This window comes from Porticoccus sp. (assembly GCF_041592135.1).
Classification (GTDB): domain Bacteria; phylum Pseudomonadota; class Gammaproteobacteria; order Pseudomonadales; family Porticoccaceae; genus Porticoccus.
Map to the genome: position 1 here is coordinate 1 of NZ_JBFHQR010000063.1, position 12,175 is coordinate 12,175.

The window sequence follows — 12,175 nt, forward strand, 5'->3', positions numbered from 1 at the left end:
ACTGCCACATCAAATGCCAGTCCCTGGTCGGGCCAGCCCAAAACGGCAGAGGGTAAAATCAGGTGCGCGGAACTGGAAATGGGCAGGAATTCGGTCAATCCCTGAATGATCGCCAGAAAAACAATCTGAAATAAATCCACTACTACACGGCTCCTGTGGTGCGGTTGGTTGAGTCTGGTCGCAGGCGCTGGCGCTTCTTCCAGGACACTTTATCGCGCAGGTAAAGTGGCTGAACCTCTTCAATTCGCTGTAGCTGTCCCCGCCCAATGGCGGGCATTGCCACCGACAATGCATCCCGGGCGTCGGGCATTAGCGAAGGCTCGATAACAGCGGCGCTTACCCCCAGACGTTTGGAGTAATGCCAGCCATCACCGACACCGTATAAAGGCAACCCCGCAGCTGGAATCTCAATCTGTTCGGGGGCCGATAAACTGTCTGCATGGAGACGTAGCAACTGTCTGTCGCGCCATTCAAATCGAGCCCAGTACAGTTCTTCCATGCGCGCGTCGAACATCGGCATTATTTGGCAGTGATCTTTGATCTCGAGCTGTCGAATAGCGGTATGGGCCAAGGTTTCCAGACTGGAAACCGGCACCACGGGAATATCCGCACCAAATGCCAGCCCCTGCACCACACCAAAACCAATACGGATGCCGGTGAACGACCCGGGGCCGTGGGTAAAGACCAGGGCATCCACGTCGGCTAACGCTACCGAGGCTTCAGAGAGAATATCGTCCACCATAGGTAACAGCAATTGGGTGTGCTCACGGCTCGCCAGCTGGAAACGGAAAAAGGTTTCACCGGCCCGGCGCAATGCTACCGAACAGGCCGGTGTCGTGGTATCAAGGGCAAGAACAGTCAACACAATAAAAAATCCCCCGTTGTGGCGGGGGATTGTAACCTGATTAGCGGGACAACAGCGCCCTCCTGGATCAGCTCGTGTTTTATTCCGTCGCGGCAGGAGTGCTGCTGGCGGTCTCAGTCACAGCCGGAGCTGCTGGCACTGCCTTCACTACTTTACGGGGACGGCCGACCCGTTTCGCCGGACTCGCCTTGGTCACCGCAGTTGCCGTTTTCCTGGCTGTAGCTGTTGTTTTCTTGGCAGTGGTAGTGGTTTTCTTAGCAGCGGGTTTTGCTGCCGCAACTGCTTTTTTTGCCGGAGCTTTCTTGGGAGCCGTCTTTGCCGCCGTGGTTACAGTGGCGGTTTTTTTGGGACGGCCCGGGCCGCGTTTGGCCGTTGCGGGTTTAGTTGTCGCAGCTGTGGTCTTGGCTTTGGGCGGACGACCTGGCCCCCTCTTTGGCTTGGCGGCTGTTGCCGGGGCGGCTTTTTTCGGTCTTCCCGGCCCCTTACTCGCGGTCGCGGCAGAAGCGGTTCCTGTTTTGCGGGGACGACCGGGCCCGCGTACAGATGGCACGGAGGTAGCTGGGGCCTTGGATGCCGCGATTTTTTTCTCCGCAGCCTTAATTACGTCCGTCGCTTTTTTGTGCAGTTGTTTTTCAACCGCTTTCACCCGGGCGAGCGCTTTTCTTTCCACCTGCCGAACTGCTCGGGCCATATCGGCTGCACGCTTCTTCAGCCAGGCCTGCTCAAAACGTTTTTTTGCCGCTTCCAGATCTGCCTGGGTTTTTTCTTTCAGCCGAGCCTCTGTCAGGGAGATTCTGGCTTTGGCCTTTTCTTCCATCACCTTCATCTGGTCAAGAATTTTTGCCGCGCGGAGCTCGGCTTTTGCCAATGTACTCTTCACGTTAAGGTTCTCCAATTTCGTTATATTGGTGCGGACTTCCTGCATCGCCTTTTTCAAAGCGGCCTGTGTTACCTTGCTAGAGCTCCCTGCAACCCGGTTCCTGGCAGCGGCCAATTTTTTGCGAGCTGTCGCAACTTTCACACTCTGTACAGAAATTTCCTTTTCAATTTTGCCAATCGCCGCAGTGGCTTTGGCGACAGCCTGGGATGCCGTATTTTTCATGGGACTTTTGGTAGCAGTGGCAGGTTTTCTTACAGATTTGCTGGCCGTGTTAGCAACGGTCTTTTTAGGAGCTCGCGCCATGTGGGGTTCCCTCGTTTAAAAAAGAAAAAATTGCAAAGATATCCAAGACTGACAAGATATGACTAAAGTTTATTCAATCCACAGATATTTTCCAGCAGAACCATAAAAATACTTGAAAAAATCAATTAATTAGTTGGCAAAAACTGAAAATTAGAGGAAAAGCTTCTCGGCGACGAGGGATGAGAGGGTTTTTATAAACGTTTCTGAACTATTGAGACAGGGGATGTATTGATAATGCGCCCCCCCCTGGGTGATGAAAGATTCACGGTAACTGCTGTTTAGCTCCTCCAGTGTCTCGAGGCAGTCAGCGGTAAAGGCGGGACTGATAATGTCCACAGAGCGGATCCCGGAGGCAGCCCAGGTTTGCAGTTGCATGTCCGTATAGGGTTGCAGCCATTTTTTTGGCCCAAAGCGCGATTGAAACGACATCGCCCAATCGTCGGATGCAAGCTCGAGTCGCCGGGCAACGGCCTGCGCTGTTTCCTGGCAGTGCTGGTAATAGGGATCACCCTTGTCCACATATTCCTGAGGCACGCCGTGAAAAGACATCAACAGCTTTTCCTGTCGTCCATGTTGCTGCCAGGAATCGCGAATACTGGCAGCGAGGCAATCGATATAACCGGGGTGATCATGAAACGATTTCAGTACGGATATGTCCGGCACATTGCGGGCAGTTTTAACCAGGTCTGCCAGCTGATCGTAAATTGCACCGGTGGTCGATCCGGAATATTGCGGGTACATGGGTAACACCAGGAATTGCTCAATATCCTGCCCCAGGAGCGTTGAGATGGTTTCTTTAAGAGATGGCCGGCCGTAGGTCATTGCCGCCGTCACGAGCGGGGCGCGGTCGGCAAACTCGGCCGATAATTGTTGTTGCAGGCCGGCCACCTGACGCTCGGTGATGACCCGCAACGGGGAACCCTCCTCCCACCAGATTTGCTGATAAGCCCGAGCGACTTTTTTGGCGCGCAGGGGAATGATCAGTAAGCGCAGCAAAAACCACCACAATACTTTTGGTGCTTCCACAACCCGTGGATCGGAGAGAAAACTTTTCAGGAAAGCCGCTACAGCAGAGGACGTGGGTGCTTCGGGGGTACCGAGATTAACCAGGATAACGGCTTTTTTTTTCATTGGTTACAATAATCGGGACAAAAAAATGGGCTCTTTCGAGCCCATTTTGCATGACTTATGGTGTTCAAGCCAGCGCTTCTTCCAGGCGGGCCTCAACATCAGACAAGGCCCCTACGCCATTGACACCGGCGTAGCCGGGGGCATTGCCGGGCTGGCTGGTTGCCAAATTCTGGTAGAAACCCACCAGCGGCTGGGTCTGCTCATGATAGACCGCCAGGCGGTGACGGATAGTGTCTTCCTTGTCGTCATCGCGCTGAATCAGCGGTTCGCCGGTGACATCGTCAAGGCCTTCCTGCTGGGGCGGATTATGAATCACGTGATAAACGCGACCAGAGCCCTCATGGACGCGGCGGCCACTCAGCCGGGAGACAATCTCATCGTCTGCCACATCGATTTCAATCACCTTGTCGATGATCACACCTTCGCTCAACAGGGCTTCAGCCTGGGGGATGGTGCGCGGGAAGCCGTCAAACAGAAAGCCATTGACGCAATCCGCTTCCTGGATACGCTCCTTGACCAGGGCGATGATCAGGTCATCGGACACCAGGCCGCCAGAGGCCATTATGCCTTTGGCTTTCAGGCCGAGTTCGGTGCCGGCTTTAACAGCGGCCCGCAGCATGTCGCCTGTGGAAATCTGGGGAATACCAAACTTCTCGGTAATGTATTTGGCCTGAGTGCCTTTGCCGGCACCTGGTGGCCCCAACAGAATAATACGCATCGGTGATCTCCGGTTATCTGGGGTGAAATTATAGTTAGCCAGTTACCCAAACTCGCAGTTGAGGCGGCAAACCTTACACATAATGGCGCCGCTTAACAAGCAAATACGCGGGGTTCAGGGATTTTTACTGGGATTGTTGCTTGGCTTGCTCCCACAGCTTCTCCAGGTAATCCGGCGAGCAATCGCTCATCTTTTCACCAGATCGATTCAGCTGCCGCTCGACCAACTGAAAGCGCGCTTCAAATTTGCGAGACGCTCTGCGCAGGACGCTTTCTGCATCAACTTTCAAATGGCGACTGAGATTAACCGCGCTAAACAGCAGGTCGCCCAGTTCCTCTTCGACCGCCTGAGAGTCCCCCTGCTGTATGGCTATTTTTAATTCAGCGATTTCCTCGTCCAGCTTGGCAAACACCCCGCTGCTGTCAGGCCAGTCAAACCCTTGCGTGGCCGCCCTTTTCTGAAGCTTTTGGGCACGACTGAGTGCCGGCAATCCCAGGGGAATATCGGCGAGAATGGAATGCTGTCCCTTTTCTCGGCGCTGGCCGCGCTTCAAGTCTTCCCATGTTTGCTTGATGGCGGTTTCATCGGGCGGAACGTCAGTAGCGCGACGGCTTTCCAGGGTGCCCTCTGGAAACACGTGGGGATGGCGGTTGACCAATTTCTCCACCAGCACGGAGACCACCTCAGCAAAATCAAACAGCCCCTGTTCCTCGCCCAGTCGGCTGTAGAACACCACCTGAAACAGCAGGTCGCCGAGTTCCTCCTTGAGGTGTGTAAAATCCTCTCGCTCAATGGTGTCGATGACCTCATACACCTCTTCGAGGGTAAAGGGCACGATGGTTTCAAAGGATTGCTTCAAGTCCCAGGGACAGCCGCTGTCGGGGTCGCGCAGGCGCGCCATCAGGCGCAGCAAATCGTCCAGCTGATAGTTTTTCCCGGTCATATCAGGTTTCGTCCAGACGCTGTACGTTGGTGATATTGGGGATCTGACGCAGCCTGGACAATACTGTGCTCAGCTCATCAAAGTTCATCACCTCAACGGTAATTTCCATCCGCACGGAGACACCCATCCGGCCTTCGTCGCTGCGGGTACTCATGGCCAGCACATTGAGTCCGGCCTTGTCCAGAATGGCGGTGATGTCGCGCAACAGACCGCTGCGGTCATAGGAGTCGATGCCGATGCGGACAGGGTATACCTGCTTCGGCTTGCCACCCCAGGACACCTCCAGTACCCGTTCCGGCTCCCGGCTCAACAACCGCAGCAGATTGCCACAATCCTTGCGGTGGACAGACACGCCGCGCCCATTGGTGATATAGCCGCTGATCTGATCGCCGGGTATGGGATTACAGCAGCGGGCAATGTGCGTCAGCAGATTGCCGACCCCGTAAATATAGATGTCGGATTCTTCATAGCGGCTGGCCTTGGCCGGCGTATGCACGGCCGGTTTTTCCACCTTCTTATTGATGTCCAGGGTGGCGAGAATGGCATTGACCACCTGGGTCACGCCGAGGTCGCCCGCGCCAATGGCCGCATAGAGACCATCTTCGCCATGCTTGTTGAATTTCTCGGCCAGTTGCTCGAGGTTCACCCGTCCAATATTGAGCTGGCGAAGCTCGCGCTCCAGCATGGACTTGCCGGCCTCGGCATTCTTGTCGTGGTTCTGTTTGCGAAACCACTGCTGTACTTTCGCTTTGGCCCGGGCGGTATGGAGATAACCCAACGCAGGCGACAACCAATCGCGACTCGGCGATTCGTGCTTGCTTGTCAGCACCGACACCTGATCGGCGGTGTGCAGGGACGCATTCAAGGGCACGATGCGGCCATTGACCTTGGCGCCGCGACAGCGATGCCCTACTGAGGTGTGCACCCGATAGGCAAAATCCAGCGGCGTGGCACCCACGGGCAGGTCGACAACATGCCCCTCCGGCGTAAAGACATAGATGCGGTCGGTGGCATTATCGCGACTGAGCAGCTCTTTGACCTGATCGTCCTCGATTTCCTCGTGCCACTCCAGCACCTGTCGCAGCCAGGCAATTTTTTCCTCGTAGCTGCGCACGTTGGCCTTGAGATCCGTTCCCTTGTAACGCCAGTGGGAGCAGACACCAAATTCTGCCTCCTCGTGCATGTCGTTGGTGCGGATCTGGATTTCCAGCACCTTGCGGTGCGGCCCGATCACCGCGGTATGCAGGGAGCGGTAGCCATTTTCCTTGGGCGTGGCGATGTAATCATCAAATTCGTTGGGAATATTGCGCCAGTGGCCGTGGACAATCCCCAGTACGGTATAACAGTCGGCAATGGTGGGCACCAACACCCGCACGGCGCGAATATCGTAAATTTGCGAGAAACCCACATCCTTGCGGTGCATTTTGCGCCAGATACTGTAGATATGCTTGGCGCGTCCGGCGATGTCTGCCCGGATGCCGGCCTGATCCAGTTCACTGTGCAGCGTATTGATGACTTCATCGATATAGCGCTGGCGATCCATACGGCGCTCGTCCAGCAGGCGGGCAATCCGCATATATTCGTCCGGCTCCAGGTAGCGGAACGCCAGATCTTCCAACTCCCACTTCAGCTGGCCGATGCCCAGCCGGTGAGCCAGGGGGGCATACACGTCGAAAATTTCCCGCGCCACCCGCTGGCGCTTTTCATCGGTGGCGGTCTTCAGCGCCCGAATGGCACAGGTGCGTTCGGCAATTTTGATCAGGGCCACCCGCACATCATCGATGATGGAGACCAGCATCTCCCTGACTTTGGCCGCCTGCTGGGCGGCGGCATGGCCGAATACCGATGATTCACCATCCGCGCGCAGGGTGCTGATCACCGCCATTTTGAGGACACTTTCGATCAGCGTGGCAACATTGTCGCCAAAGTCCTTTTTGACCACGGCCAGGGGCAAGCGCCGCTCCCTGACAACCCGGTAGAGGATGGCCGCAACCAGGCTATCGACATCGTAGAGGTGTAATTCGGCAAGGATTTCGGCCATCTCCAGGCCGGTGCGGAAACTGCTGACGGTGGGGGTCCAACGCTCGGCGCCGGACTTCTCCTCTGCTTCACGGGCAAGTTCACAGGCGGCGACAAGGGTGCCGCGGGCTTCGCGGTCCGCGACAATCTTGTTCAGCAGGCTGTCGACCCACTGTTCGATTTCAACCGCCCCCTGCTCCTGGACCGGGTGGTGATCTCTAACCTGTACCATAAGTTGACTCTCAGGCAACCTGCGTCGCCCCACAAGGCAGGCACAGGTTTGCGCCCCTGTTGGCCCGTGGAAACGCACATCCTGTTTAGGAAGGTCTGTTTGAAGCAGTAAATAAGGGAGCAGCTTAACCGCGGGAACAGGGTCCTGCAACTGGCCCTGGGAGCTATTCCGACTGGAAAATACCAGAGGACAGGTAGCGGTCGCCGCGATCGCAAATGATCGCAACAATGACGGCATTCTCCAGCTCGGCCGACAATTTTAACGCCCCGGCAACCGCGCCCCCCGAGGACACACCGCAAAAGATACCTTCCAGTCGCGCCAGATCCTTCATGCACTGTTCGGCCTCTTGCTGGCCGATATCCATGATCCGGTCAATGCGCGCGGGATCGAAAATGGCGGGCATATAAGCTTCCGGCCAGCGGCGAATGCCGGGGATGCTGGCCCCTTCCCGCGGCTGTAAACCCACCACCTGTATGCTCGGATTCTGTTCCTTGAGGAACCGGGAAACCCCCATGATGGTGCCGGTGGTACCCATGGAACTGACAAAATGGGTGATGTTGTGCCGGCTCTGTCGCCAGATTTCGGGACCGGTGTGCTCGTAATGGGCCAGCGGGTTATCGGGGTTGCCAAATTGATCCAGCACGATCCCCTTTCCTTCAGCCTCCATGGCCTTGGCGAGGTCCCTGGCCCCTTCCATGCTCTGTTCCCGACTGACCAGTATCAGCTCCGCACCGTACGCCCGCATGGCGGCCTTGCGCTCGTCCGTGCTGTTCTCCGGCATGATCAGGATCATTTTATAACCCTTGATCGCCGCGGCCATGGCCAGCGCGATGCCGGTATTACCTGACGTGGCTTCGATCAGCGTATCCCCGGGGCGAATCTGTCCCCGAGCCTCGGCGTGTTGGATCATGCTCACAGCCGGCCGGTCTTTTACGGAACCGGCGGGATTGTTGCCTTCGAGTTTAACCAGGATGGTATTGGTGGTTTGTCCAGGCAGGCGTTGCAGTCGCACCAGTGGGGTTTCGCCAATACAGGACTCAATGGTGGGATAACTCATTTCTCTCTCGATAACGGACAGCGGGACATCTCTACTAATGACGGTTGCAGCGCCTTCCGCGGCGGGCAGCAAACTGCGACTATTCTAGCCAGCCCCGTTTCCATTGTCTTGCCGGATAAGCGTCAGATGAAGACTCTTTATGTATAACAGTCTGCCAATCGGTTATTGGTCTGGGGACCCTGCATCCCGATGTTTGGACAGCACCACAAATGCCAGGGCGTACTCCTGTTCATCGGAAAGACTCAGCAGCGCCTCGGTGGCGCCCAGCTTGGACATCAATTCCTCTGCCGTGCCACCGAGAACAAATTGCGGCGCGCCCGCAGGGTTGTTGGCGACTTCAATATCCTGCCAGGACACCCGGCCTATCCCCGTTCCCAGCGCTTTCGCCAGGGCTTCCTTGGCGGCAAACCGTTTGGCCAGGTAAGCTGCCGGAGAGCCGTGCTGGTCGAAACGGAGTAATTCGCGGGGGCAGAGTATGCGCTCTGCAAAGTGGCGACCATGGCGTTCAAGCACCGCCTTGATGCGGGCGATTTCAACAATATCGGTGCCGATGGCAAGAATCATGGGGACTCCTGATTCCGGGTTTGATCGCGGCTGAACAGCTCCCGGCTGCGCAACGGCTTATCCCCGAGCAGATTCTGTATGGCGAGACGCATCAGGCGCTTGGCCGACTTGGCGTTGGCCCCATCGGCATAATCGCCGGCGTCGATCGCCAGTAGTTCAGTGCCGCGGAACCAGTTGGGCTGCGATCTCTCTGTCGCCACAAACTCCCTGGACGAAACGCCAGTTGCCGGATCAAACCAGTACCAGTTCCCCGCCTCCACCGCGATCCCGCTATCCCCAGTGTGATCCAGGACCAATCCGTAGCCAATTTCCTCGAGCAGGCTGCGTTCGAAGTGACGCAGGGCAGGTTCAATCCCGGCGTTGTCAGCCAGACTGGTAATGGCTGCCAGATACTGGTCGAACAAGCACCCGTGGGGGTCATGATCCGCCAGCAGGCGCAAAATCAATTCGTTAAGGTAAAAGCCGCTGAACAGGCGATTGCCCTGCAGGGACAGGGGCCGCCCCGAAAACTCTGCGGCAACCAGGGTTTTTAATTCGCCCTTGCCGCTCCAGCCCACCAGCAGCGGCACAAACGGCTCCAGCAGGCGCCCGCCGGATTTCGGGTGACGGAAGCCCCGTGCGACGACCCGCAGGCGGCCGTAGTGACGACTAAAGAGATCGACCAATTGACTGGTTTCCCGGTAGGGTCGCCGGTGCAACACAAACGCCGGTTCCGCATCGACTCGAATGGCGGTCACAGCGGGCTAACCCGGACGAAACGGCGCGGGTAGCGAGGGGGCAAAGAGGGCCTGGCAGACATGTTTCTCGCCTCGCAGCGGGGGATGCCGGTGAGCAGCTGATTATTCGTCGTAGCCGAGACTGCGCAGCGCCCGTTCATCATCGGACCAGCCACGCCGCACTTTGACCCAGAGGTTCAGCATCACCTTGGATTCCAGTAACTTCTCCATGTCCAGGCGCGCCTGCTGGCCGATTTTCTTCAATCGCGCCCCTTTCTCGCCAATAATGATTTTTTTCTGGCCATCGCGCTCCACCAGAATCAATGCACTGATGTGGCAGACCTTGCCCTGGTATTTGAATTCCTCGATTTCCACGGCGGCCTCGTAGGGAAGCTCGGCACCCAGTTGGCGGGTAATCTTCTCGCGGACAATTTCAGCCACCAGATAGCGCTGGGTGCGATCGGTGATCTGGTCTTCGGGGAAATAATGGGTACCCTGGGGAATATGCGCCAGTATGGCCTGCTCAAGTTCATTAAGGTGCTGCCCGTGCAGCGCTGATACCGGTATCAGCGTCGCCTCGGGGAAACGCCGGGACAGGGTTTGCAACTGCGGCACCAGCGCGGCCTTGTTCTCCAGCCGGTCGGTCTTGTTGATGGCGATAATAACCGGCGCACCACTCTTGCTGACCTCACCGGCCACCCGCTCATCCGCATCGGTCCACACGGAGCGATCGACCACAAAAACCACCACATCCACATCGCGAATGGCGCTCTCCGCAGCGCGGTTCATAAAGCGGTTGATCGCCTTGTCCTGGTTGGTATGCAACCCGGGGGTATCGACAAAAATCAGTTGGACATCCCCTTCCGTCTTGATACCGAGGGTATTTTGCCGGGTGGTCTGGGGCTTCCTGGAGGTAATACTGATTTTCTGACCCAGCAAGTGGTTCAGGAGTGTTGATTTGCCGACGTTGGGGCGACCAACGATGGCGACGTAGCCACAACGGGCCTGTTGTTCGGTATCTGTCACTGATTGAGTCCTGACAAGGCGGCCGCAGCCGCTTTTTTTTCGGCAACGCGCCTGCTGCTGCCCGCGCCCAGGGTGGGTCTGGCCAACCCTTCGACGGAGCATTGCACGGTAAATTGCTGGTTGTGGGCTTCCCCGGAGACTTCAATCACTTCATAGACCGGGAGGGACTTGCCGCGCGCCTGTAAAAACTCCTGTAATTGAGTCTTCGGATCCTTGAGATTGGTATCGAGGAGGTTGTCCAGACGACTGGCAAACCAGCCCAGCACAGCGCTTTCACAAGCCGCCATACCGCCATCCAGATAGATCGCGCCAATGATGGCCTCCACGGCATCGGCGAGAATCGATTCGCGGCGATGACCGCCACTCTTCTTTTCGCCGCCACCCAGTTTCCGGTGTTCACCCAAGCCCAGTTCGCGGGCAATGACCGCGAGGGTGACGCCCTTGACCAGGTTGGCCCGGTAACGGCTGAGGTCGCCTTCACTGGTATCGGGCAGCCGCTGGAAAATGGCGTGGCCAATAATGAAATTGAGTGCTGCGTCGCCGAGAAACTCCAGTCGTTCATTATTCTCGGATCCACAGCTGCGGTGTGTAAGGGCAAGATCAAACAGGGCCTGATCTGTGAATTGATAGCCGATCCTGTTGAGCAGCCGCTGTCTGTTGATATCCACCCTGTCTCTGCGATCCCTTGTTATTTCGAGCTGTCGTAGCTGTTGTTAAAGCGTACCACCACATCGAGATTGGCCATGAAATTTACCCGCTTTTCATAATTGAGGGATACCAGGGTGCGGGTTTTTTCGCGCTCGATTTTGATGTCTTTCATATCGATATCGCGGACATTGTTAATGTCAAAAAAGTCAGCCAATTTTCGCCTCACCTGGGCATCGGTCATGGTGTGAATATTTTCTTCCGCGAGTGAATCCATGGCGGCTTTGACAAAGGAGTTATCCAGGTAGAGCGGCCCGACCTTCAATCCGGCCGTGATAAAAAACCCGGCCAGGACCAGTGCTACCAGTGCTCCCAGTACCGTAATCCCCTGCTGCTTATGGTGTTTCATGTGCGCATCTCCAATGTCACGTGTCCGGCTATTAGTGGATTCTGCCTACGTGGTCGAAACTGGGCAAGTTGCCGATGGACTCCCAGTGCATCCAGATAAGAACCGCTTTGCCAACGATATTTTGTTCAGGCACCGGGCCCCAGACACGACTATCACTGCTGTTGTCGCGGTTGTCGCCCATCATGAAGTAATGCCCTTCAGGGACAATATAGGAAAAATTTCTTCCCAGGGGACCCGGTATTTTACTTTTCTGGATTCGGTGAACGACGCTGCCGAGCACTTCATTTTTCAACTCAAAGCGGGAATCTATCGCCAGCTCGGAAACCGGTTGCTGTTCTGCGGGTTGGCCATTGACGAATAACTGATTGTCAACGACACGAATTTCATCGCCCGGCAGACCAATTACCCTTTTAATGAAATAACGCTCATCCCCCGGTGGGAAAAAAACCATCACCTCACCCCGCTGGGGCTCGTTGACAGCGAAAACCATGGTACCGGTAATCGGCAGGCGCAAACCGTAGGTATATTTGTTGACCAGAATGAAATCACCCACCTTGAGCGTGGGGATCATGGACCCGGAAGGAATTTGAAACGGTTCAAACAGAAACGAACGCAGCACAAATACCAACAACAACACCGGGAAAAAAGAGCCGCTGTACTCAATCCA

14 protein-coding genes are annotated in these 12,175 nt (G+C 56.3%); all 14 read right to left on the bottom strand.

From position 1 onward, the window contains the following. A partial coding sequence (locus ABY948_RS07230) for an undecaprenyl-diphosphate phosphatase (protein ID WP_461481864.1) occupies nt 1-140 on the bottom strand: 140 nt, incomplete at its 3' end. Between the two features lie 2 nt (nt 141-142). Continuing rightward, the gene (gene tsaB, locus ABY948_RS07235; protein WP_461481852.1) at nt 143-865 is read right to left on the bottom strand and encodes a tRNA (adenosine(37)-N6)-threonylcarbamoyltransferase complex dimerization subunit type 1 TsaB; all 723 of its coding nucleotides are present in this window, start codon (nt 863-865) and stop codon (nt 143-145) included. A 79-nt stretch (nt 866-944) separates the two neighbouring features. After that, nucleotides 945-2,048, bottom strand: coding sequence for a zinc ribbon domain-containing protein (locus ABY948_RS07240; RefSeq protein WP_461481853.1), 1,104 nt, complete (start codon nt 2,046-2,048; stop codon nt 945-947). Between the two features lie 150 nt (nt 2,049-2,198). Then, nucleotides 2,199-3,179 (bottom strand): ferrochelatase, encoded by a 981-nt coding sequence (hemH, locus tag ABY948_RS07245; protein ID WP_461481854.1) that lies wholly within the window; start codon nt 3,177-3,179, stop codon nt 2,199-2,201. A gap of 64 nt (nt 3,180-3,243) precedes the next feature. After that, nucleotides 3,244-3,897 carry an adenylate kinase gene (adk, locus tag ABY948_RS07250; RefSeq protein ID WP_461481855.1) on the bottom strand — a complete coding sequence of 218 codons (654 nt, stop codon included), beginning with the start codon at nt 3,895-3,897 and terminating at the stop codon, nt 3,244-3,246. Between the two features lie 124 nt (nt 3,898-4,021). Continuing rightward, nucleotides 4,022-4,840: a nucleoside triphosphate pyrophosphohydrolase gene (mazG, locus tag ABY948_RS07255; RefSeq protein WP_461481856.1), complete on the bottom strand. Its 819-nt coding sequence runs from the start codon at nt 4,838-4,840 to the stop codon at nt 4,022-4,024. Between the two features lies 1 nt (nt 4,841). After that, nucleotides 4,842-7,091, bottom strand: a complete 2,250-nt coding sequence (relA, locus tag ABY948_RS07260; RefSeq protein ID WP_461481857.1) for a GTP diphosphokinase — start codon at nt 7,089-7,091, stop codon at nt 4,842-4,844. A gap of 163 nt (nt 7,092-7,254) precedes the next feature. Beyond that, on the bottom strand, nt 7,255-8,148 hold the full coding sequence (gene cysM, locus ABY948_RS07265; protein ID WP_461481858.1) for a cysteine synthase CysM: 894 nt from the start codon (nt 8,146-8,148) through the stop codon (nt 7,255-7,257). Between the two features lie 162 nt (nt 8,149-8,310). Beyond that, nucleotides 8,311-8,712, bottom strand: coding sequence for a holo-ACP synthase (acpS, locus tag ABY948_RS07270; RefSeq protein WP_461481859.1), 402 nt, complete (start codon nt 8,710-8,712; stop codon nt 8,311-8,313). Then, nucleotides 8,709-9,449, bottom strand: coding sequence for a DNA repair protein RecO (recO, locus tag ABY948_RS07275; RefSeq protein ID WP_461481860.1), 741 nt, complete (start codon nt 9,447-9,449; stop codon nt 8,709-8,711). Before recO ends, acpS begins: the two co-directional genes overlap by 4 nt. A 102-nt stretch (nt 9,450-9,551) precedes the next feature. Beyond that, a complete protein-coding gene (era, locus tag ABY948_RS07280) occupies nt 9,552-10,454 on the bottom strand; it encodes a GTPase Era (RefSeq protein ID WP_461481861.1) in 903 nt (300 codons plus the stop codon). Further along, nucleotides 10,451-11,122 (bottom strand): ribonuclease III, encoded by a 672-nt coding sequence (gene rnc / locus ABY948_RS07285; RefSeq protein WP_461481862.1) that lies wholly within the window; start codon nt 11,120-11,122, stop codon nt 10,451-10,453. Before rnc ends, era begins: the two co-directional genes overlap by 4 nt. Nucleotides 11,123-11,142: 20 nt before the next feature. Further along, nucleotides 11,143-11,508: a DUF4845 domain-containing protein gene (locus ABY948_RS07290; RefSeq protein WP_461481863.1), complete on the bottom strand. Its 366-nt coding sequence runs from the start codon at nt 11,506-11,508 to the stop codon at nt 11,143-11,145. Nucleotides 11,509-11,539: 31 nt separating this feature from the next. Continuing rightward, the gene (gene lepB / locus ABY948_RS07295) at nt 11,540-12,127 is read right to left on the bottom strand and encodes a signal peptidase I (RefSeq protein ID WP_461481865.1); all 588 of its coding nucleotides are present in this window, start codon (nt 12,125-12,127) and stop codon (nt 11,540-11,542) included. Nucleotides 12,128-12,175 lie beyond the last annotated feature (48 nt).

Coding starts and splice junctions, on each gene's coding strand:
- ABY948_RS07240 (WP_461481853.1), bottom strand. CDS start 2,048: ATGGCGCGAGCTCCTAAAAAGACCGTTGCTAACACGGCCAGCAAATCT.
- hemH (WP_461481854.1), bottom strand. CDS start 3,179: ATGAAAAAAAAAGCCGTTATCCTGGTTAATCTCGGTACCCCCGAAGCA.
- adk (WP_461481855.1), bottom strand. CDS start 3,897: ATGCGTATTATTCTGTTGGGGCCACCAGGTGCCGGCAAAGGCACTCAG.
- mazG (WP_461481856.1), bottom strand. CDS start 4,840: ATGACCGGGAAAAACTATCAGCTGGACGATTTGCTGCGCCTGATGGCG.
- relA (WP_461481857.1), bottom strand. CDS start 7,091: ATGGTACAGGTTAGAGATCACCACCCGGTCCAGGAGCAGGGGGCGGTT.
- cysM (WP_461481858.1), bottom strand. CDS start 8,148: ATGAGTTATCCCACCATTGAGTCCTGTATTGGCGAAACCCCACTGGTG.
- acpS (WP_461481859.1), bottom strand. CDS start 8,712: ATGATTCTTGCCATCGGCACCGATATTGTTGAAATCGCCCGCATCAAG.
- ABY948_RS07290 (WP_461481863.1), bottom strand. CDS start 11,508: ATGAAACACCATAAGCAGCAGGGGATTACGGTACTGGGAGCACTGGTA.